This window comes from Hydrogenophaga sp. UC242_53, assembly GCF_042696965.1.
GTDB lineage: Bacteria > Pseudomonadota > Gammaproteobacteria > Burkholderiales > Burkholderiaceae_C > Hydrogenophaga.
Map to the genome: position 1 here is coordinate 3,950,028 of NZ_CP170552.1, position 20,844 is coordinate 3,970,871.

The window sequence follows — 20,844 nt, forward strand, 5'->3', positions numbered from 1 at the left end:
CTCAGAGGTCCGGCGACAGCGGCATCACCACCGAGCCGTCGAGGTGCTTGATCGGGCCGCTCGCGTTCGGGTTGATGTCGAAGTCGAAGATCTGCGTCGGCAGCCACAGCGTGGCGCAGGCGTTGGGCACGTCCACCACGCCGCTGATGTGGCCCTGCACCGGCGCCGTGCCCAGGATGGAGTAGGCCTGCGCGCCCGAGTAGCCGAACTTCTTCAGGTACTCGATGGCGTTCAGGCAGGCCTGGCGGTAGGCCACGTTCACGTCCAGGTAGTACTGCTTGCCGCTCTCGTCCACGCTGATGCCCTCGAAGATCACGTAGTCGTTGTAGGTCGGCGTGATCGGGCTGGGCTTGAAGATCGGGTTCTTGATGCCGTACTTGGCCATGCCGTCCTTGATGATGGACACCTTCATGTGCACCCAGCCGGCCATCTCGATGGCGCCGCAGAAGGTGATCTCGCCGTCGCCCTGGCTGAAGTGCAGGTCGCCCACCGAGAGGCCCGCGCCGTCCACGTAGACCGGGAAGAACACCTTGGAGCCGCGCGAGAGGTCCTTGATGTCGCAGTTGCCGCCGTGTTCGCGCGGCGGCACGGTGCGCGCGCCGGTGGCCGCCGCCTTGGCCTTGGCTTCGCCCGTGAGCTTGCCCATGTGCGCCGTGCCGGCGAAAGGCGGGTTGGCCAGGCCGCTGGTGGCCGGGTCGGAGTCGATCAGCGCCTGCTCGCGCGTGTTCCAGGTCTCCAGCATCTTGGGGTCGGGCAGGCAGCCGATCAACCCCGGGTGGATCAGGCCGGCGTACTTCACGCCCGGCACGTGGCGCGAGGTGGTGAACATGCCGTGGAAGTCCCAGATCGATTTCTGCGCCTGCGGGAAATGCTCGGTGAGGAAGCCGCCGCCGTTCTTCTTGCTGAAGAAGCCGTTGAAGCCCCACAGGCTGTCGTCCTTGGCGCCGATGTCGAGTAGCTCGACCACCAGCAGATCGCCGGGCTTGGCGCCCTTCACGCCCACCGGGCCACTGAGGTAGTGCACCGTGGTGAGGTCGATGTCGCGCACGTCGTCGGCGCTGTCGTTGTTCTGGATGAAGCCGCCGGTCCAGTCGTAGGTCTCGAGCACGAAGTCGTCGCCCGGGTTGACCCAGCAGGCCATCGGGATGTCCGGGTGCCAGCGGTTGTGCACCATTTCGTTGGACGGTGCGGGGGCGTTCAGATCGACTTTGATGAGGGTCTCGGGCATGGCTTGTGCTCCTGGGGTGGACGGGAAAGGGAAAGGGGGGAATCAGACGGAGAGGTAGGACTTGATGTGCTGCTGGTCGGTGTCGGCGCGGTCGGTCTCGTGCACCAGGCGGCCGCCCTCGATGACGAACAGGCGGTCGGCCACGTCCATGGCGAACGAGAGCACCTGCTCGGAGACCACGATGGTGATCTTGCGCATCTTGCGGATCTCGTTGAGCGCCTTGGCGATGTCCTTGATGATGGACGGCTGGATGCCTTCGGTGGGCTCGTCGAGCAGCAGCACCTTGGGGTCGGTGACGAGCGCGCGCGCGATCGCCAGCTGCTGCTGCTGGCCGCCCGAGAGGTTGCCGCCCTTGCGCCGGCGCATGTCCCACAGCACCGGGAATAGCGCGTAGATCTCTTCGGGGATGGTCTTGTCCTTGGCGTTCTCCAGGCCGGTCTGGATGTTCTCTTCCACCGTGAGCGTGGGAAAGATCATGCGGCCCTGCGGCACGTAGGCGATGCCCTTGGCGACGCGCTGGAAGCTCTCCAACTGCGAGACCTCCTGGCCGGCCACCGAGATGTGGCCGCTCTTGATCGGCAGCACGCCGATCAGGCTCTTGAACAGCGTGGTCTTGCCCATGCCGTTGCGGCCCATGATGGCCACGGTTTCGTTCTCGCGGCCTTCGAACGAGATGCCGTGCAGCGCCTGGCTCTGGCCATAGGCGACGACGAGGTCCTTGACTTTCAGCATGGTGGTGACTCCTTCAGTGGCCGAGGTACACGTCGATGACCTTGGGGTCGGCCTGCACCTGGTCCATCGGGCCTTCGGCCAGGATCTTTCCCTGGTGCATGACGGTGACCTTGTGCGCGATCTTCTTGACGAAGTCCATGTCGTGCTCGATCACGATCACGGCGCGGTTCTGGCAGATGCGCTGCAGCAGCTCGGCGGTCAGGTCGCGCTCGCGCGCGCTCATGCCGGCGATGGGTTCGTCCAGCATCAGCAGCTCGGGCTCCTGCATCAGCAGCATGCCGATCTCCAGCCACTGCTTCTGCCCGTGCGAGAGCAGGCCGGCTTCGGTCTCCAGCTTGTCGCCCAGGCCGATGTCCTCGGCCACCGCCTTCACGCGGGCCTGGATCTCCTCGGTGGCGGTGAAGGCCAGCGCCCCCCAGACCGAACGCCCCGAGGGAAAGGACACCTCCAGGTTCTGGAACACCGAGAGGTTCTCGTAGATCGACGGCGTCTGGAACTTGCGCCCGATGCCCTTGCGCACCCGCTTGTGCTCGGGCACCCGGATGATTTCCTCGTTCTTGAACTTGATGCTGCCCGCGCTGGCCTTGGTCTTGCCGCAGATCAGGTCCAGCAGCGTGGTCTTGCCCGCGCCGTTGGGGCCGATGATCACGCGCAGCTCGTTCTTGTCGACGTAGAGCGTGAGGGCGTCGATGGCCTTGAAGCCGTCGAAGGAAACCGTCAGGTCTTCCACGGAGAGGGCGAAGTCGGTGTTGCTCATGAGGTTCTCCGTGGGCTCAGACGCCTTGGCTTCGGGTGCCGTCGGGCAACTTCACCTCGGCCTTGGGTTGGCGCATCGGTGCATGAGGGGGCGGCGAAGGCGGCTGGGGCCGCGCGGCCGAGGCCTCGCGCAGCGCGGCCTGGCGCGACTTCCACCACGGCACGATCCTGCTTTCCCACAAGCCGGCCAGGCCCATGGGGAAGGCCATGGTCACGCCGATGAAAAGGCCCGCCATCAGGAACAGCCAGAGGTCGGGGAAGCTTTCCGAGAAGAAGGTCTTGCCGGCGTTGACCAGCAGCGCGCCGTACACCGCGCCCACCAGGCTCATGCGCCCGCCCACGGCGGCGTAGATCACCATCTCGATCGAGGGCACGATGCCCACGAAGCTGGGCGACATGAAGCCCACCTGCAGCGTGAACAGCGCGCCACCGATGCCCGACAGCGCGGCCGCCAGGCAGAACACGAAGATGCGGAAGTCGGCCACGTCGTAGCCCGAGAAGCGCACGCGGTCTTCCTTGTCGCGCATGGCCAGCAGCAGGGTGCCGAGCTTGCTGGTCTGGATCCAGCGGCAGACCACGATGGACAGCACCAGCAGGCCCACGCAGACGTAGTACAGGATGTATTTGGCGCTGTCGGTGCGCGTGTCCCAGCCCAGCAGGGTCTTGAGGTCGGTCATGCCGTTGACGCCGCCGGTGTAGCCCTGCTGGCCGATGATGAGCACCGTGAGGATCAGCGCCACGGCCTGCGTGATGATGGCGAAGTACACCCCGCCCACGCGCCGCTTGAACATGGCGAAGCTGACGAGCCAGGCCAGCAGCGTGGGCACCACGATGACGGCGGCCAGCGCGAACGGAAAGCTCTTGAACGGCACCCAGAACGAGGGCAGCTCGGTGAGCTGGTTCCAGTCCATGAAGTCCGGGATGCCGGGGGTGGACTGGATCTTCGTCGCTTCAGGGTCGGAGGCCTCCAGCTTGAGGAACATCGCCATGGCGTAGCCGCCGAGGCCGAAGAACACGCCCTGCCCCAGGCTGAGCACGCCACCATAGCCCCACAACATCACCAGGCCGATGGCCACGAAGGCGTAGGTGAGGTACTTGCCGACCAGGTTGAGGCGGAAGATGTCGAGGCTGAGCGGCAGCACCACCGCGAGCAGCACGGTGAGCAGGACCAGGCTGGCGAGCTGGTAGCGGGTGATCCAGGCTTTCAGGGCGTTCATGACGGACTCCGGGAGACAAAGAAATCAACGACGCACCTTGGATGCGAACAGACCCTGAGGCCGCAGCATCAGGATCACGACGATCAGCGACAGCGTGAGCATCTTGGCCATGGAGCCGGCCATGAAGAACTCGGTGATCGACTGCGTCTGGGCGATGCCGAAGGCCGAGACCACGGTGCCCAGCAGGCTGGCCGCGCCGCCGAAAGTGACGACCAGGAAGGCGTCGACGATGTAGAGCGAGCCCGAGGTCGGTCCGGTGGAGCCGATGGTGGTGAAGGCCGCGCCGGCCACGCCGGCGATGCCGCAGCCGATGGCGAAGGTCAGTCGGTCGGTCTTCCTGGTGTCGATGCCGATGGCGTTGGCCATCACGCGGTTGCTCACCGTGGCGCGCACCCGCAGGCCCCAGCGGCTCTTGTGCAGCGCGATCAGCACGCCGGCGGTGACCACGATGGCCAGGGCCAGCACGAACATGCCGTTGATGGGGATGTCCAGCCCCTCGGCCGGCGCCCAGGAACCCAGCAGCCAGTCGGGCAGCGTGGGGCTCACTTCCTTGGGGCCGATGAAGGTGCGGAAGCACTGCTGCAGCGCCAGGCTGATGCCCCAGGTCGCCAGCAGCGTGTCCAGCGGGCGCTTGTACAGGTGGCGGATCAGCGCCCACTCCACCAGCCAGCCCGCGATGAAGGCGAAGAAGAAGGCGGCCACGATGGCGAACGGAAAGTACGCCGCCACCGCGCCGGGGCTGATCGCATTGGCCAGCGTCGAGCCCAGGAAGACGGTGTAGGCGCCAATGGTCATGAACTCGCCATGCGCCATGTTGATCACGCCCATCTGCCCGAAGATGATGGCCAGGCCCAGGCCCATGAGCAGCAGCACCGCGAACAGGCTCAGGCCGGCGAAGCCCTGCATCAGGCCGATGTTGAGCAGGTCGTTGAAACTCATGTTGAAGACTCCAGGGCAAGAAGGGAGGCGGCCGCGGCGTGGGTGCGCCGCGGCAGGGTGGGTCAGCTCACTGGTAGCCTTTGGGGAACGGATCGGGTTTGATCAGCTCGGGTGACTCCGCCACCACCTTGAAGGTCGCGTCCGGCATGCCCATGGCGATGCGCGACTTGCTCCACAGGTGGTGGTTCGGGTCGAGCTTCACGTAGCCCTCGGGCGCCGTGGTGAGCTCGATGCCGGTGCGCGAGGCGGCCACCACCTTGTCCACGTCGAAGCTCTTGGCCTTCTCGACCGCGGCCTTCCACAGCCAGGGGCCGAGGTAACCCGCCTGGGTCACGTCGCCGATCACCGCGTCCTTGCCGTACTTGGCCTTGAAGGCGGCCACGAACTTCTTGTTGTTCGCGTTGTCCAGCGACTGGAAGTACTTCATCGACGAGTAGAAGCCCGCGAAGTTCTCGCCGCCCACGCCGGTCATTTCGTCCTCGGTCACCGAGAGCGTGACCAGCAGCTGCTTGTCGCCGGTGATGCCGGCGGCCTTGAGCGCCTTGTAGAAGGCCACGTTGGAGCCGCCCACCACCGCGCAGAAGATGCAGTCGGGCTTCTGCAGCTTGATCTTGTTCATCAGCGAGCCGAAGTTGGTGCTGCCCAGCGGGTAGTACTCCTCGCCGACGACCTTGCCCTTCTGGAAGTTCTCGATGTGCTTGCGCGCGATCTTCATCGAGGTGCGCGGCCAGATGTAGTCGGAGCCGATCAGGAAGAAGGTCTTGGCCTTCTTCTCCTTCTGCGCCCAGTCCAGGCTGTAGAGGATCTGCTGCGTGGCTTCCTGGCCGGTGTAGATCACGTTCTTGGACTGCTCCAGGCCTTCGTAGAAGGTGGGGTAGTACAGCAGGCCGTTTTCCTTCTCGAACACCGGCAGCACGGCCTTGCGCGAGGCCGAGGTCCAGCAGCCGAACACGGCGGCGCAGCGGTCGTTGATCAGCAGCTTCTTGGACTTTTCGGCGAAGGTCGGCCAGTCGGAGGCGCCGTCTTCCTTGATCACCTTGATCTTGCGGCCCAGGATGCCGCCCATGGCGTTGATCTCGTCGATGGCGAGCTGCTCGGCCTGGATGGAGCCCGTTTCCGAGATCGCCATGGTGCCGGTGGACGAATGCAGCTGGCCCACGGTGACTTCGGTGTCGGTCACGGCCAGCTTGGTGGTGTTCACCGAGGCGGTGGGCTGGCCGAAGCTCCAGGCCGGCAGGCCGGCCAGGCCGGCGACGCCCAGCAGCTGCAGCACGCGGCGGCGGCTGGCTTCCGGGGTTTCGAGGCATTCGGACGGCTGGGCATTCGGATCGGAAGGGTGCTTCATGGAGGACTCCTGGGACGTTTGGGGCGGTGGAACCGGCGGTGTGCCGACTGGGGTGAAGACTAGGGAAAGCCCTTGATCCGGCCCATACGTCAAATAACGTAGAGGCCCCGTCTGGTGGGTAGGGCCGGTTCTTGCTAGCGTCCCGGGCATGCCCTCGCCCGAGCCCGCCCACCCCGTCGCCACGCAGAAAATCTTCCGGTTCCGCCGGGAATACAACTCGTGGGTGGCCGACGAGACCATGGAGGACTACGCCCTGCGCTACACGCCGCGCAGCTTCCGCAAATGGAGCGAGTGGCGGGTGGCGAACACCGCCTTCGGCTCGCTGTCCTTCCTGGCGCTGGAGGCCATCGGCGGCGCGATCGCGGTGAACTACGGCTTCGCCAACGCCATGTGGGCCATCCTGGTGGTGGGGCTGGTGATCTTCTTCACCAGCCTGCCCATCGCCTACTGCGCCGCGCGGTACGGGCTGGACATGGACCTGCTCACCCGGGGCGCCGGCTTCGGCTACCTGGGCTCGACCATCACCTCGCTGATCTACGCGGTGTTCACCTTCATCTTCTTCGCCATCGAGGCGGTGATCATGGCGCTGGCCCTGCAGATGGCGACCGACTGGCCGCTGGCCTGGTGTTACCTGATCTCGGCGGTGGTCATCATTCCGCTGGTGATCCGGGGCATCACCCTCATCTCCAAGCTGCAGGCCTGGACGCAGCCGCTCTACCTGTTCCTGCTGGTGCTGCCCTTCGTGTGGATCGGGCTCTCGCAACCCCAGCTGTACCGCGACTTCACCAGCCTCACCGGCATCCGCTCGGGCAGCAGCGAGTTCCACCCGCTGATGTTCGGCGCGGCGGCGGCCGTCATCTTCTCGCTGGTGGTGCAGATCGGCGAGCAGGTGGATTTCCTGCGCTTCATGCCCGAGCGCAAGCGCGAGAACCGCTGGCGCTGGTGGGCCGCGGTGCTGATCCCGGGCCCGGGCTGGATCGTCATGGGCATGCTCAAGATGGTGGGCGGCGCCTTCCTCGCGTTCGCCGCCATGCAGTTCGAGGTGAACCCCGAGCGCACCACCGAGCCCACGCAGATGTTCCTGGCCGGCTTCACCGAGGCCGTGGGCCACCCCGGGCTGGCGGTGGCGATGACGGTGGTGTTCGTGATCCTGGCGCAGGTCAAGATCAACGTGACGAACGCCTACGCCGGCTCGCTGGCCTGGTCCAACTTCTTCGCGCGCGTCACGCACAGCCACCCCGGCCGCGTGGTCTGGCTGGTGTTCAACGTCTGCATCGCCACGCTGCTGATGCTGCTGGGCGTGTTCGCCGGCATCGAGAAGGTGCTGGGCGTCTACAGCAACGTGGCGATCGCCTGGGTCGGCGCGCTGGTGGCCGACCTCATCATCAACAAGCCCTTGGGCCTGAGCCCCAAGGGCATCGAGTTTCGGCGCGCCTACCTGTACGACTTCAACCCGGTGGGCATGGGTTCCATGATCATCGCGGCGCTGGTGGCGCAGCCTGGCCTACGCGGGCGTGATGGGCGAAGTCGCGGCGGCCTTCTCGCCCTTCATCGCGCTCGGCCTGGCGCTGCTGCTCTCGCCCCTGATCGCCTGGGCCACCCAGGGCAGGTACTACCTGGCGCGCACGCCCTCGGGCGGCTGGGCGCCCGGCGAGGCGGTGCGCTGCTCGGTGTGCGAGAACCAGTTCGAGTCGGAAGACATGGCCAGCTGCCCGGCCTACCAGGCGCCCATCTGCTCGCTGTGCTGCTCGCTCGAATCGCGCTGCCACGACCGCTGCAAGACCAACTCGCGCGCCATCGATCAGGTGCGCGCCGCCCTCACCGCCGTGCTGCCGCAGGGCGCGATGGTGCGGGTCAACTTCCGCGCCGGCCAGTTCCTCGCGGTCTGGTTGTCGCTGAGCGCGGTCATGGCCTTCCTGATCGGCATGGTCTACCTGCAGGAGAGCCTGCACGCGCCGGCCGAGGCCCTGCAATCGCCCTTGCTCAAGATCTACGCCTTCCTGGTGCTGCTGGCGGCGGTGTGTTCGTGGTGGGTGGTGCTGACCACCGACAGCCGGCGCATGGCGCAGGACGAGTCCGAGCGGCAGACGCAGCTGCTGATGCGGGAGATCGACGCCCACCAGCGCACCGACGCCGAGCTGCAGTCCGCGCGCGACCGCGCCGAGACCGCCAGCCAGGCCAAGACGCGCTACGTGGCCGGCATGACGCACGAGCTGCGCACGCCGCTCACCAGCATCCTGGGCTATGCGCAGATCCTGCTGAAGAACAACGAGATCTCGGTCTGGGTGCGCGAGACCATCGCCACCATGCAGCGCAGCGGCCAGCACATGCACGCGCTGATCGACGGTTCGCTGGACCTCGCGCGCATCGAGGCCGGCCGCCTCAAGCTCGACCCGGTGCCGCTGCCGCTGGGCCAGCTGCTGGAAGACGTGGAGCGCATGGTGCGCCCGCAGGCCGAGGCCAAGGGCCTGCGCTTCGTGGTGCAACAGGAAGGCGAGCTGCCGGCCTGGGTGCGGGCCGACGCCAAGCGCCTGCGCCAGATCCTGATCAACCTGCTGAGCAACGCGGTGCGCTTCACCGACCAGGGCGAGGTCACGCTGCGGCTGGACTTCCGCCAGCAGGTGGCGCGCATCGACGTGATCGACACCGGCATCGGCATCGCCGCGCAGGACCAGAAGCGCATCTTCCTGCCCTTCGAGCGCGGCAGCGCCGGGCGGCGCGCGCTGGACACCGGCACCGGCCTGGGCCTGACCATCACGCACCTGCTCACCGACATGATGGGCGGCGAGCTGCTGCTCAAAAGCCGCCCGGGCCACGGCAGCACCTTCTCGCTGCGCCTGTACCTGCCGCCCATCCCCTCGGACCCGAAACACCCGCTGCCCATCCCCTCCACGCTGCGCGCGGTCACCGGCTACCTCGGCGAGCGCCGCACCCTGCTGGTGGTGGACGACCAGCCGCTGCACCGCCAGCTGCTCGCCAGCATCCTGGTGCCGCTGGGCTTCGTGGTGCGCGAGGCCGCGAGCGGCCAGGAATGCCTGGAGATCATCGAACAGCACGCGCCCCACGGCCTGCTGCTGGACCTCACCATGGACGGGCTCGATGGCTGGCAGACCGCCGCCGCCGTGCGCCAGCTGCTGCCCGCCTCCCGCCTGCCCATCGTGTTCGTCTCGGCCAACCTGTTCGACAACCGGCCCGAGCAGCTGACCGCGCTGGACTGCCAGGGCTTCGTCGCCAAGCCCATGATGGAGTCGGAACTGCTCGACGCGCTCCAGCACGCGCTGGCACTGGAGTGGGTGACCGAGCAGGCGCCGGCCACCCCGCCGGTGAGCTTCGTGCGCCACCGCGTCACCGGCCTGCCGCTGCCCGAAGACCTGCGCGAGGAGCTGCAGCGCCTGGCCCGCCAGGGGCAGGCCGCCGCGCTGCGCCAGCGACTGTGGCAGGCCCAGACCGCCGAACCCGCGCACGCCGCCACGCTGGCGCTGCTGCAGTCCTGCGCGGACCGCTTCGATTTCCAGACCCTGATCGAGTACCTCAGAGACACCGCGGAGCTGACGGAAGATGACATCGACACCTGACCCCATGGCCCCTGTGCCGCCGTCGGTCACGCCCCCCGTGATCCTGGTGGTGGACGACGCCGTGGACACCCTTCGCATGCTGGGCGACGCGCTGGTCGCCGAGGGCTACGTGGTGCTCGCCGCGCGCGACGCCGACGAAGCCCTGGAGCGCTTCGAGGTCGCCGTGCCCGACGGCGTGCTGCTCGACGCGGTGATGCCCGGCATGGACGGTTTCACGCTGTGCGAACGGCTCAAGGCCACGCCGGCCTGGTCGCACGTGCCCATCGTCTTCATGACCGGTCTGTCCGAAAGCGAGCAGATCCTGCGCGGCTTCGCCAGCGGCGGGGTGGACTACGTGGTCAAGCCGCTGCGCATTCCCGAGGTGATGGCGCGCCTGCGCACCCACGTGCGCAACGCGCGCGTGACCCGCCTGGCGCAGGAAGCGGTGGACGTGGCCGGCATGGGCACGGTGGTGCTGGACACGCAGGGCCGCCTGGCCTGGCGCTCGCCCCAGGCCACGGCCTGGCTGGCGCTGGCCTTCGGCCAGGACGCCGCCGCCGGCCAGCGCGCGCGCGAATGGCTGGGCGCCTCGCTGAACCAGCGCGAGACGACGCGCGACCTCGGCCGCCACGGCCGCCTGCTGGCGCGCCACATGGGCCAGGGCAACCTGGGCGAAGCCATGCTGCTGCTCACGCTCACGCCGCCCGACAGCGACGCCGCGCAGCGCCTGCGCGACATCGCGCTCACGCCGCGCGAGACCGAGGTGCTGTCGTGGCTGGCCAAGGGCAAGACCAACCGCGACATCGCCGACATCCTGGGCATGAGCCACCGCACGGTGAACAAGCACCTGGAGCACGTTTTCGAGAAGCTCGGCGTGGAGACGCGCTCGGCGGCGGCGGCGATCGCGGGCAAGCTGCTGCCGCAGGATTGAGCCTTGCCAGGGTCACGCGATCGCCGTGACCTCCCGCATCGCTGGAAGCCTGGCCGTGAAACAGGTGCCCGCCTCTTTCGACGAGCTCCGAAATCTCGAACCAGTTCAGGTCCAGGTTTGCAGCGACCTCGACGGACGACGGCTCACCGCCGTGCACGATCGCGTTGCTAACAGATTCGACAGCAGTTGCTGGACACGCCCGACATCGCACGCCACGGACCCGGACAGGTGGTACCGCTCGACGACGGTGGACGCCGGGTGCGCATCCCGCAATTCCGCCACCACGTCCCGAAGCGCGGACTCGATGTGGGCCACGGGTTCGATGTGGATGCCCATGCCGGACCCAGCCGCCCTCGGGTGAAGTCCAGCACATCGTTGATGAGCTTGGACATGCGCCGGGTAGCCCGACGCGGCACGCAACGGCGCAGAACGGAGACCGTCCGCAGGCACACGCGTTCGAGACGCCAGGTCTGTGCGCCAAAGCACCGACGCGGCCGGGCCGGCGATCCATGCTGGAGGCGGCCCAGATGCCGCCTGCAGAAAATCCCTTCCGCCCCACCCGAGAACACCATGAACCAGCCCCTGAAACCCCTCGACATCACCGAACTGCGCCAGTCCGCGCGCCAGCACATCGAAGAGGGCGCCGTGACCGCCGGCTACAGCGCCAACCGCCAGGAAGTCATCGACCTGCTCAACGAGGCACTGGCCACCGAACTGGTGTGCGTGCTGCGCTACCGGCGCCACCACTTCATGGCCAGCGGCATCCACTCGCAAGCCACTGCGGCCGAGTTCCTGGTCCATTCGAACGAGGAACAGGGCCATGCCGACCAGCTGGCCGAGCGCATCGTGCAGCTCGGCGGCGAGCCCGACTTCTCGCCCGACACCCTGACGAAGCGCAGCCACGCCGAGTACGTCGAAGGCGCCACGCTGGGCGACATGATCCGGGAGAACCTGGTGGCCGAGCGCATCGCCATCGACAGCTACCGCCACGCGATCGAGTTCGTCGGTGCGGACGACCCCACCACCCGCCGGCTGTTCGAGTCCATCCTCGAGGTGGAAGAGGAACACGCGGACGAACTGGCCGATCTGCTGACGCAGGTGCCGGACAAGCCCCGCGCCCTCTGATCCACCACGAGGCCGGCGCTACCAGTCGAAGCCTTCGCGCTCGGCGACCGAGCGCGGGTCGCTGCTCCACACGTGCAGCACGAAGTCCGCCTCGCGCACTTCGCACAGCGTGGGCAGCCCTAGGCCCCGCGCCAGCCGCTTGTGCACGGCCTCGCCGTCCAGCGCGCAGCCATCGATGGGGCGGCGCCAGTGACACGCCAGCACCGTGCCGCCGGGCAGCAGGGATTCGCGCGCCTGCCCGGCGATGGCATCGAGCGAGGCCACGTCCACGAAGTAGCCCAGTTCGCTTATGGCGATCAGGTCGAACCGGCCCACGGGCCAATCGGCCGGCAGGTGCGCCCGCACCACCTCGACGTGGGGAAACGCGGCCAGCCGGGCGCGGGCGAGCTCCACCGCACGGGCCGACACATCCGACACCCGCAAGCGCTCGCAGCGTTCGGCCAGTTGCGCCGAGAGTTCACCGTTGGCGCAACCCGGCTCGTACCCGCTGGTGTAGCGCCGCGTGGGCAGGCAGGCCACCGTCAGCGCGCGCTTGCGCGCCTCGTACCAGCGCGATCGGAAACCCCAGGGGTCGTCGTTCTGCCGGAACAGCTCGTCGAAGTGCCACGGGCTCGGGACGTTGGGCATGGTCAGACGAAGAAGTACTCGTGGCGCCACGCCGCCCGCGCCAGCAGGTGGGGGCCCAGCACCGCGCCCACGCTGGCGCTGCGCGGCGTGAGCTGCGTGACGTGGGCCGCCAGCGCCGCCTGCTTGCGCGCGCAGGCGTCGGTGCTCAGGGCCAGGCGGCGCAGGCGGTGCCAGGGCACGCGCGCGTCGGCGGGGGCAGCCCAATGCCACATCCACACCGGCGCCGCGAGGAAACGACAGCCCACGCGCAGGCACGCGCCCTGGGTGACGCGGCCGGTGCTGTCGTGATCGGGATGGCCGTCCCCTTCCCAGGTGCTCATCACCACATCGCCAGGGCGCAGGAAGAACAGCAACCAGCCGCGCAGCAAGCCGCCTTGGGCCTGCACGTCGCCGTCCGGCAGGGCCAGCATGTGCACCTGCGGTTTCGCGATGCCCAGCCGCGCCAGGCCACGCAGCCGCTCCGCGCGGCGCTGCGCCGCCAGCTCGCAGCGGCCCGGCGGGGACAGCCCGGCGTGGCTGGCCTCCCCGTCGGTCACGGCGACGAACACCACCTCGCCCCCGCGCGCGGCATGCATCGCCACCAGCGCACCGCAGGCGAGCACCTCGTCGTCGGGATGGGGCGCTACCACCACGAGGCGCTGCGACGGCGCGAGCGCCTGCGCCATCGACAGCTCCGAGCACGGCGTGGCGGCCAGCCAGCGTTGCCAGGTGGGTTCGCTGGTGCCCTCGCCTTCGATCCGCCGAGGCGTTTCTACAGCGACCATGGCGCGCCCTCCGCTGCGGCCGTGCGCTCGCCCAGCGCGGCCAGGTCGCGTTCGGCGTGGCTCTGGCGCAGGTAGACCGGCAGGTCCGCCGCCATGCGCGCGAAGCGCCGGTCACGGCAGAACGGCGTGGCGCCCAGCGCGCGGCCCGCTTCGTCCAGCACCAGGGTGGCGCTGCGCTCGGCGCACAGCCGCACGCGCAAGGCCAGCGCGCTGGCGTCCCGCGCGGGGTGCTCGTCGATCCACCTCGCAGCCTCGCGCAGCAAGGCGGCCGTGGATTGCAAGGCCACGTCGACCCGGCCCAACGCGGCCATCCGGAAGGCGCTGCGCTGTTCGGGAGGCGCTTCGGCAATCGCCCGGCGCAAGGTGTTCGCCAGCGCGAGGGCTCCGCCATGCCAGCAGGCGGCGATGCCCGCGCCGCCCTGCCAGAAACCCGGGCGCTGCAGGTAGGCGCCTGCGTCGCCCACGCAGTGGCCCACCGCGTCCTGGAACGTGATGTCCCCGCTGGCGCTGGCCGCCATGCCGACCGCCTGCCACGCGGCGTCCGACACGCACACGCCCGGCTGTGCCATCGCCACGCGCACCAGTTGTGGCTTCGTGCCATCGGCGGACCAGGCGGTGAGCACACCGTGGCTCAGCCGCGCGGCACCGGAGCACCAGGCCTTGCGGCCGTTCAAACGCACTTCGTCCGCTGCGCAGGCCTCGAAACGGGTGCGCCCGCCCGGCGCCTCCGAGGCCCACATGCCCCAGGTGGAGCCGACCGGCCGCGGCGTCCCGGGTGCGACCTCCGCCAGCACGGCCAGGGCATCGAGGTGCCCTTCATAGAGCTTGGCCAGCGACAGGTCATGCTCGGCGACCGCACACAGCAGCTGCCACCGCATCAAGGTGCGGCCCTGGGCAGGCAAAGGCACCTCGTCCAGGCCCTGGTGCACCAGTTCCGCCAGCCCCTGCGCCGGGCCGGCGTCGGGGTCCAGCCGGGCCAGCGCGCCGCTCAGTCGCGCGCGCAGGCATGCGCGGGCGCCGGGAGGGCTCATGCCCCACGCTCTGAGGACATCGGCAGGCGACCCTGGGCCAGGGCAAGCAGGGTCGAACCGAATCCGCCGGGCGCACGGAACAGCTTGCGCGCGCTGGTCACGACGCGCGGCGCGGCCGACCACGCGATGCGCGCGCCCACCGCTTGCAGCGCCAGCACGAAGGCCACATCCTCGCGGGTGGCGAGCGGCTCGAAGCCTCCCGCCCGGTGGTAGGCCTCGGCGCTGACGCCCAGGTTGGCGCCATGGATGTGCTGGTGCCCATCGGCGTCGGTGTAGGTGGCATCGAAGTGGCGGCGCATGGGATCGCCATAGACGCCCCAGTCGGTCACGCTCACCGTGCCGCACACCGCGTCGCTGTCCAGGGCCATCTGCTCGTGCAGCCATTCGGGGGCCACGGTGGTGTCGGCATCGGTGAAGGCGAGCCAGCGCGCGCCCAGGGCCAAGGCCAGGCGCGCGCCCGCCGCGCGGGCCATGCCGACGTTGCGCACGTCGACCGAGGTGGTGACCGCGCCGGCCTCGTGGGCGATGGCCGCCGTGCCGTCGGTGCAGGCATCCAGCACCACGATGGTCAGCACCTGCTCGCCCGCCAGTCCCGGGCAGGCGGCGGCGGCCGACACCGAGCGCAGGCAGACGCCGATGGCCTCTTCTTCGTTGTTCGCGGGAATGATGATGGCCAACAAGGCGTGCTCCGGTGCCGGAAGGCACGATGGGCCATTACATCGGTGGCGGCCCTGCGGGTCTGTTCGGTACCGCGCTGTGCCCGGCCCGGGCGGCGCGTCAGCGCGGCGACCAGGCGCCCTGGGCCGCCGCGTCCCGCGCGAAGTCCGCGAAGTCGCGCGGTGCCCGGCCCAGGGCGCGCTGCACGCCGTCGGCCAAGTGGGCGTTGCGGCCGTCCAGCACGTCGTTGAACAGGTAGCGCAGCAGCTCCACCACCTCCGGCGGCTCGCCCTGCGCCGCCATCGCGTCGGTGAAGGCGTCCAGCGGGATCGGTGTGCAGCGCACCGGCCGGCCGATGGCGCGCGCGATTTCCTCGGCCGCCTGCGCGAACGTGAGCAGGCGCGGGCCGGTCAGCTCGTAGACCTGCCCCCCATGGCCGTCCTGCGTCAGCGCGGCCACGGCCACGTCGGCGATGTCGTCGGCGTCCACGAAGGGCTCGGCCACGTCGCCCACCGGCAGCGCCAGTTCACCGGCGAGCACGCCGTCGAGGAAACCGCCTTCGCTGAAGTTCTGGTTGAACCAGGTGGCGCGCACCACGGTCCAGTCGGCGCCCGAGGCCTGCACCGCCTGCTCGGCCCGTTCCGCGCCCTCTTCCCCGCGCCCGGACAGCAGCACCACCCGGCGCACGCCGCGCTGCACGGCCAGCCGCGCGAACGCGCCCACCGTGTCCGCCGCGCCGGGCACGGCGAGGTCGGGGAAGTACGAGAGGTAGACCGAGCCCGCGCCTTGCAGGGCCGGTGCCCAGGTGGCGGGGTCGTCCCAGCTGAACGGGGGCGTGGCGCTGCGCGAGCCCATGCGCCAGGGCCGGCCGAGCGCGCTCAGGCGCTGCGCGACGCGGCGGCCGGTCTTGCCGTGGCCGCCGAGCACCAGGGTGGGTGAGGGGGTGGTCATGTCGAATCTCCTTGGGATCGGTGCCGACGAATGTGCCGGCTTGCCAGGCGTCCAGTGTCCGCAGGCCACGTGGGATCAACAATGATTCAGAAGCGCTCTTTCATGACCATTCGTCCAGGTGCATTGGACGATGGCACCGCACCGGCCGATACTCCCCGGCATGAAAGCCAAAGACCTCTGGCCCGCCATCGACCCGCTCGGCGAGGCCCTGCATTTCCTGCGCATGAGCGGCAGCTTCTATTGCCGCTCCGAGGTCACGGCGCCGTGGTCGGTGGCCTTGCCCGCGCTCGACGACTGCCTGATGTTCCACGTCGTGACGGCCGGCGAATGCTGGATCGCGGTGCCCGGTGTGGCGCCCCGGCTGCTGCGCGCCGGCGAGTTCGCGCTGGTGCCGCACGGCCAGGGCCATGCCTTCTACAGCGGCCCCGACGTGCCCACCGTCGCGCTGTTCGACCTGCCGCGCCAGACCGTCAGCGAGCGCTATGAAGTTCTGCGCCACGGCGACGGTGGTGCGCCCACCAGCATGGTCTGCGGCGTGGTGCGCTTCGATCACCCGGCGGCCGAGCGGCTCGTGAAGCTGCTGCCGAAACTGCTCTGCGTCGACAGCGCCAGCGCGGGGCAGCACGAGTGGATGCAGCACAGCCTGCGGCTGATGATGTCGGAGGCGCGAACGCTGCTGCCTGGGGGCGAGACCATCATCACGCGGCTGGCGGACATCCTGGTGATCCAGGCCATCCGCAACTGGATGGCGCAGGACCCGGCCGCGCAGACCGGCTGGATCGGCGCGCTGCAGGACAAGCAGATCGGCCGCGCGCTCGCGCTCATCCACCTCGACCCCGCCCGGCCCTGGACGGTGGCCTCGCTGGCCTCGGAGGTGGCGATGTCGCGCTCCGCGCTCTCGGCCCGCTTCACGGCGCGCGTGGGCGAGCCGGTCATGCAGTACCTCGCGCGCTGGCGCATGCATCTCGCGCTGGCGCAACTCAAGGAGGACGACGCGCCGCTGGCCGACCTGGCGAGCCGCCACGGCTACGAGTCCGAGGCCGCCTTCAGCCGCGCCTTCAAGCGCTGGGTCGGCACCTCGCCGGGCGCGGCGCGACAGGCCTCACGCCGCGCGGCCCGGGCCTGAGGGGCCGCCGCCGCTCAGTCCCACACCGGCGCCAGGCCGTCGGGGTTCACCAGGCGCTCGCCCCGGTCCAGCGCGTCGATGCGCGCCAGCTCGCTGTCGCTCAGGCGCAGCGTGGGCGCGAGCAGGTTGCCCTGCAGGTTCTCGCGCTTCGTGGACGAAGGAATCACCGCGAAGCCGCGCTGCAGCGCCCAGGCCAGCACCACCTGGGCCGGTGTCCAGCCGCGCGAGCGCGCCAGCTCGGTGACCACGGCATCGCCCAGCACCTTGCCGTAGGCCAGCGTCATGTACGAGGTGAGGTGGATGCCCTGCTCGCGCGCGAAGGCCACGAGTTTCGGGCTTTGCAGGTAGGGGTGCAGCTCGATCTGGTTGGTGGCGATGGCCTTCGCGCCCACCACGTCGATCGCCTGGCGCAGCAGCGGGATGGTGAAGTTGGAGACGCCGATGTGCGCCGTCAGGCCCTGGGCCTGCGCGGCCTGCAACGCGTGCAGCGAATCCGCCAGCGGCACGGCGCCCGCGGGCGAGGGCCAGTGGATCAGCGTGAGGTCCACCTGGTCCAGGCGCAGCTTGCGCAGGCTCTCCTGCAGGCTGGGCACGAGCTTCTCGGCGGCCAGGTGCTCGGTCCAGACCTTGGTGGTGACGAACAGCTCGCGGCGCGGCACGCCACTCTCGGCGATGGCCTGGCCGACCTCGGCCTCGTTGCCGTAGATCTGCGCGGTGTCGATGTGGCGGTAGCCGAGTTCCAGTGCCTGGCGCACGGCGTCGATGACGACCTGGCCCTGCAGGCGGAAAGTGCCGAGGCCGAAGGAAGGGATGGGGGTGTTCATGGTGTGTCTTTCAAAAAAAGGGAGTCAGTGACCAGCGTACGCCGCTGTGCGTCCGCCGCTGCGGGCCGGTGCCGGGTCGCGCGCGTCGAGGCGGCCGCTCCACACGGTCAGGCCGAACGCGCCGAGCACCACCAGGGCGCCGATCCAGGGCGTGTGGCGCAGGCCGATGCCGTCCACGATCCAGCCACCGCCCCAGGCGCCGAGCGCGATGCCGAGGTTGAAGGCCGCGATGTTCAGGCCCGAGGCCACGTCGATGGCGCGCGGCGCGAAGCGCTCGGCCTGCTGCACCACGTAGACCTGCAGACCCGCCACGTTGCCGAAGGCCACGGCGCCCCAGGCCAGCACGGTCAGCACCATGAGCCAGGGGTTGGAAACGGTGAAGGTCAGCACCAGCAGCACCAGCGCGAGCAGCGAGAAGATGATCTTCAGCGCGGGGATGGGGCCCTTGCGGTCGGCCAGCCTGCCGCCCCAGAGGTTGCCCACCGCCACCGACAGGCCGTAGGCCAGCATCACGCCGCCGACCGCGCTGGCCTGGAAACCGGTGACCTGCTGCAGCATGGGCGCGAGGTAGGTGAAGGCCACGAAGGTGCCGCCGTAGCCCACGGCCGTCATCGCGTACACCAGCAGCAGGCGCGGCTGCCTGAGCACCGCCAGCTGTTGCAGCAGCGAGGCGGGCTGGCTGTGCGCGAGCTTGCGCGGCACGAACAGCAGGCTGCCGACGATGGCCACGATGCCCAGCGCGGCGACCGCGAGGAAGGTGGCGCGCCAGCCGAAGTGCTGGCCGATGAAGGTGCCCAGCGGCACGCCGGTGACCAGCGCCACGGTGAGGCCGCTGAACATGGTGGCGATCGCGCTGGCCGCCTTCTCCTTGGGCACCAGGCCGGTGGCGATGGTCGAACCGATGGAGAAGAACACACCGTGCGCCAGGCCGGTGAGGACGCGCGCGGCGATCAGCGTCTCGTAGCCCGGCGAGAGCCAGGCCAGCAGGTTGCCGACGGTGAAGAGCACCATCAGCGAGAGCAGCAGCGTCTTGCGCGGCAGCTTGCCGGTGAGCGCGGTGAGCACCGGCGCGCCCACGGCGACGCCCAGCGCGTACAGGCTGACCAGCAGGCCGGCCGAGGGCAGGCTCACGCCGAGGTCGGCCGCGATGGTGGGGATGAGGCCGACGATGACGAACTCGGTCGTCCCGATGGCGAAGGCGCTGATGGTCAGCGCGAGCAAGGCTAAAGGCATGAAACCACTCCGAAGGGCTGGAAAGGTTCGCAGTGTGGGCCGGTTCTTTCTTGAGAAAAAGCGGTTGCCTGGAACAACATTTGTGCCGAAAATTCAAGAATGAAGACCACCCTCGACGAACTGCTCGCCTTCAGGACCGTGGTGGACACGGGCTCCATCAGCGCCGCCGCCGAGCAGCTGGGCCAGACCAGCTCGGGCATCAGCCGCGCGCTCAGCCGGCTGGAGCAGAAGCTCAACACCACGCTGATGCGGCGCACCACGCGGCGCCTGGAGCTGAGCGAGGAAGGCCAGCTGTTCCTCGCGCGGGCGCGCGAGATCCTGCAGTCGGTCGAGGCCGCCGAGGACGAACTGGCCTGCCGCCACCTCAAACCCGCCGGCAAGCTGCGCGTGAACGCGGCTTCACCCTTCATCCTGCACGTGCTGGTGCCGCTGGTGAACGACTTCCTGGCCGAGTACCCCGACATCGAGCTGGAGCTGCACAGCGGCGACAGCATCATCGACCTGATCGAGCACCGCGCCGACGTGGCGGTGCGCATCGGCACGCTGCGCGACTCCACGCTGCACGCCAGGCCGCTCACCTCGTACCGCCTGCGCCTGTACGCCAGCCCGGCCTACCTGAAGAAGGCCGGCCGGCCGACCAAGGTGGAGGACCTGGCGCGGCACGCGCTGCTGGGCTTCACCCAGCCCGAGGTGCTCAACACCTGGCCGCTGCGCCACCCCGACGGCGACGGCCTGGCGATCACGCCCACCATCGCCGCCTCCAGCGGCGAGACGGTGCGCCAGCTCGCGCTCGCGGGCGCGGGCATCGCCTGCCTGTCCGACTTCATGACCGGGCCCGACCGCGCCCGGGGTGACCTGGTGCAGGTGCTGATGCGCGACACGCTGGAGCAACGCCAGCCGGTGCACGCGGTCTACTACCGCAACACCGAGCTGGCCTCGCGCATCCGCTGCTTCGTGGACTTCCTGGCGCTGCGCCTGGCCAGCGCCTGAACGCAGCCGGCAGAATCCACCGCATGCCGCCACCACCCTACAACGCCCCCCAGGACATGGAACGCCGCGACTGGATCGCCGGCCTGGAGAAGGGCCTGCACCTGATCGAGGCCTTCGACGCCGAACACTCGCGCCTGACCGCCAGCCAGGCCGCGCAGCGCTGCGGCATGACGCGCACCGCCACCCGCCGGTATTTGCTCACGCTGGTGCACACCGGCCACGTGACCACCGACGGCAAGCTGTTCTGGCTCACGCCGCGCGTGATGCGCCTGGGCCAGGCCTACCTGGAATCGGCGCGCCTGCCGCGCGCCGTGCAGCCCTACCTGCAGCGCGTGACCGCCGGCACCGGCGAGGTCGCCTACAGCGCCGTGCTGGACCACGACGAGCTGGTCTACATCGCGCGCAGCGGCACGCAGCGCCACCTCAACACCGGCTACATGCTGGGCTCGCGCGTGCAGCCGCACCTGACGGCCGCCGGCATGGTGATCCTGGCCGCGCTCGGGCCGGGCTTCTGGGAACCCTGGCTCGCGGCGCAGACGCTGCGCCCCTTCACCTCGCACACCGTGCTGGACAAACAGCAGCTGCAGCAGAACCTGGTGCAGGCGCGCCAACAGGGCTGGGCGATTTCGGAACAGCAGCTGGAGATGAACTACCGGGGCATCGCCGTGCCGCTGTGGGACCACAACGACGAGCTGCTGGGCGCGATGAGCGTGACCATGCCCATGAACAACGAGACCAGCGAGCTCGCGGTCAAGCGCATCCTGCCGGTGCTGCAGGACACCGCGCGCAGCGCGCGGCCCCTGCTGTGAGCTCA

Annotated in this window: 19 protein-coding genes and 1 pseudogene; 6 read left to right on the top strand and 14 right to left on the bottom strand. The window is 69.4% G+C overall.

Features of this window, described 5'->3' with window-relative positions:
• Position 1: 1 nt before the first annotated feature.
• The 6 genes from fmdA to urtA form a co-directional block, all read right to left on the bottom strand.
• A complete protein-coding gene (fmdA, locus tag ACFJI0_RS19835; protein WP_382322038.1) occupies positions 2-1,228 on the bottom strand; it encodes a formamidase in 1,227 nt (408 codons plus the stop codon).
• Positions 1,229-1,270: 42 nt separating this feature from the next.
• Positions 1,271-1,960, bottom strand: a complete 690-nt coding sequence (gene urtE, locus ACFJI0_RS19840) for an urea ABC transporter ATP-binding subunit UrtE (RefSeq protein ID WP_382322040.1) — start codon at positions 1,958-1,960, stop codon at positions 1,271-1,273.
• Between the two features lie 13 nt (positions 1,961-1,973).
• Complete coding sequence (gene urtD / locus ACFJI0_RS19845) at positions 1,974-2,717, bottom strand: urea ABC transporter ATP-binding protein UrtD (RefSeq protein WP_382322041.1); 744 nt, start codon at positions 2,715-2,717, stop codon at positions 1,974-1,976.
• Between the two features lie 16 nt (positions 2,718-2,733).
• Positions 2,734-3,933, bottom strand: a complete 1,200-nt coding sequence (urtC, locus tag ACFJI0_RS19850) for an urea ABC transporter permease subunit UrtC (protein ID WP_382322043.1) — start codon at positions 3,931-3,933, stop codon at positions 2,734-2,736.
• A 24-nt stretch (positions 3,934-3,957) separates the two neighbouring features.
• Complete coding sequence (gene urtB, locus ACFJI0_RS19855; protein WP_382153929.1) at positions 3,958-4,872, bottom strand: urea ABC transporter permease subunit UrtB; 915 nt, start codon at positions 4,870-4,872, stop codon at positions 3,958-3,960.
• Between the two features lie 67 nt (positions 4,873-4,939).
• Positions 4,940-6,217, bottom strand: coding sequence for an urea ABC transporter substrate-binding protein (gene urtA / locus ACFJI0_RS19860; protein ID WP_382322045.1), 1,278 nt, complete (start codon positions 6,215-6,217; stop codon positions 4,940-4,942).
• Positions 6,218-6,365: 148 nt separating this feature from the next.
• Between urtA and ACFJI0_RS19865 the strand changes: the two are divergent.
• Both ACFJI0_RS19865 and ACFJI0_RS19870 read left to right on the top strand, forming a co-directional pair.
• Positions 6,366-9,792: pseudogene (locus ACFJI0_RS19865) on the top strand (ATP-binding protein).
• 4 nt (positions 9,793-9,796) lie between these two features.
• The gene (locus ACFJI0_RS19870; protein WP_382322047.1) at positions 9,797-10,702 is read left to right on the top strand and encodes a response regulator; all 906 of its coding nucleotides are present in this window, start codon (positions 9,797-9,799) and stop codon (positions 10,700-10,702) included.
• Between the two features lie 105 nt (positions 10,703-10,807).
• On the opposite strand, the gene ACFJI0_RS19875 is transcribed toward ACFJI0_RS19870, so the two are convergent.
• Positions 10,808-11,038, bottom strand: a complete 231-nt coding sequence (locus ACFJI0_RS19875) for a hypothetical protein (RefSeq protein ID WP_382322048.1) — start codon at positions 11,036-11,038, stop codon at positions 10,808-10,810.
• A 234-nt stretch (positions 11,039-11,272) separates the two neighbouring features.
• Between ACFJI0_RS19875 and ACFJI0_RS19880 the strand changes: the two genes are divergently transcribed.
• Complete coding sequence (locus ACFJI0_RS19880) at positions 11,273-11,827, top strand: bacterioferritin (RefSeq protein WP_382322050.1); 555 nt, start codon at positions 11,273-11,275, stop codon at positions 11,825-11,827.
• 18 nt (positions 11,828-11,845) lie between these two features.
• Here ACFJI0_RS19880 and ACFJI0_RS19885 read toward each other — a convergent pair whose 3' ends face one another.
• From ACFJI0_RS19885 to ACFJI0_RS19905, 5 genes are all read right to left on the bottom strand, one after another.
• A complete protein-coding gene (locus tag ACFJI0_RS19885) occupies positions 11,846-12,454 on the bottom strand; it encodes a class I SAM-dependent methyltransferase (protein WP_382322051.1) in 609 nt (202 codons plus the stop codon).
• 2 nt (positions 12,455-12,456) lie between these two features.
• Positions 12,457-13,218: a PIG-L deacetylase family protein gene (locus ACFJI0_RS19890; RefSeq protein WP_382322052.1), complete on the bottom strand. Its 762-nt coding sequence runs from the start codon at positions 13,216-13,218 to the stop codon at positions 12,457-12,459.
• On the bottom strand, positions 13,206-14,249 hold the full coding sequence (locus ACFJI0_RS19895) for an acyl-CoA dehydrogenase (RefSeq protein ID WP_382322054.1): 1,044 nt from the start codon (positions 14,247-14,249) through the stop codon (positions 13,206-13,208). Before ACFJI0_RS19895 ends, ACFJI0_RS19890 begins: the two co-directional genes overlap by 13 nt.
• The gene (locus ACFJI0_RS19900; RefSeq protein ID WP_382322055.1) at positions 14,246-14,929 is read right to left on the bottom strand and encodes a glycosyltransferase; all 684 of its coding nucleotides are present in this window, start codon (positions 14,927-14,929) and stop codon (positions 14,246-14,248) included. The genes ACFJI0_RS19895 and ACFJI0_RS19900 overlap by 4 nt, the downstream gene beginning before the upstream one ends.
• Positions 14,930-15,026: 97 nt before the next feature.
• On the bottom strand, positions 15,027-15,857 hold the full coding sequence (locus ACFJI0_RS19905; protein WP_382322056.1) for an NmrA family transcriptional regulator: 831 nt from the start codon (positions 15,855-15,857) through the stop codon (positions 15,027-15,029).
• 160 nt (positions 15,858-16,017) lie between these two features.
• On the opposite strand from ACFJI0_RS19905, the gene ACFJI0_RS19910 reads away from it, so the two are divergent.
• A complete protein-coding gene (locus ACFJI0_RS19910; protein ID WP_382322057.1) occupies positions 16,018-16,983 on the top strand; it encodes an AraC family transcriptional regulator in 966 nt (321 codons plus the stop codon).
• Between the two features lie 14 nt (positions 16,984-16,997).
• Here the strand turns inward: ACFJI0_RS19910 and dkgB are convergent, their stop codons facing one another.
• Positions 16,998-17,807 carry a 2,5-didehydrogluconate reductase DkgB gene (gene dkgB / locus ACFJI0_RS19915; protein WP_382322058.1) on the bottom strand — a complete coding sequence of 270 codons (810 nt, stop codon included), beginning with the start codon at positions 17,805-17,807 and terminating at the stop codon, positions 16,998-17,000.
• Between the two features lie 24 nt (positions 17,808-17,831).
• Entirely contained in the window at positions 17,832-19,040 is a 1,209-nt protein-coding gene (locus ACFJI0_RS19920; protein WP_382322059.1) for an MFS transporter, read from the bottom strand.
• A gap of 99 nt (positions 19,041-19,139) precedes the next feature.
• Between ACFJI0_RS19920 and ACFJI0_RS19925 the strand changes: the two genes are divergently transcribed.
• Together ACFJI0_RS19925 and ACFJI0_RS19930 are read left to right on the top strand one after the other, a co-directional pair.
• Positions 19,140-20,030: a LysR substrate-binding domain-containing protein gene (locus ACFJI0_RS19925; protein WP_382153902.1), complete on the top strand. Its 891-nt coding sequence runs from the start codon at positions 19,140-19,142 to the stop codon at positions 20,028-20,030.
• Positions 20,031-20,053: 23 nt separating this feature from the next.
• Positions 20,054-20,839, top strand: coding sequence for an IclR family transcriptional regulator C-terminal domain-containing protein (locus tag ACFJI0_RS19930; RefSeq protein ID WP_382322060.1), 786 nt, complete (start codon positions 20,054-20,056; stop codon positions 20,837-20,839).
• The last annotated feature ends 5 nt before the right edge of the window (positions 20,840-20,844 follow it).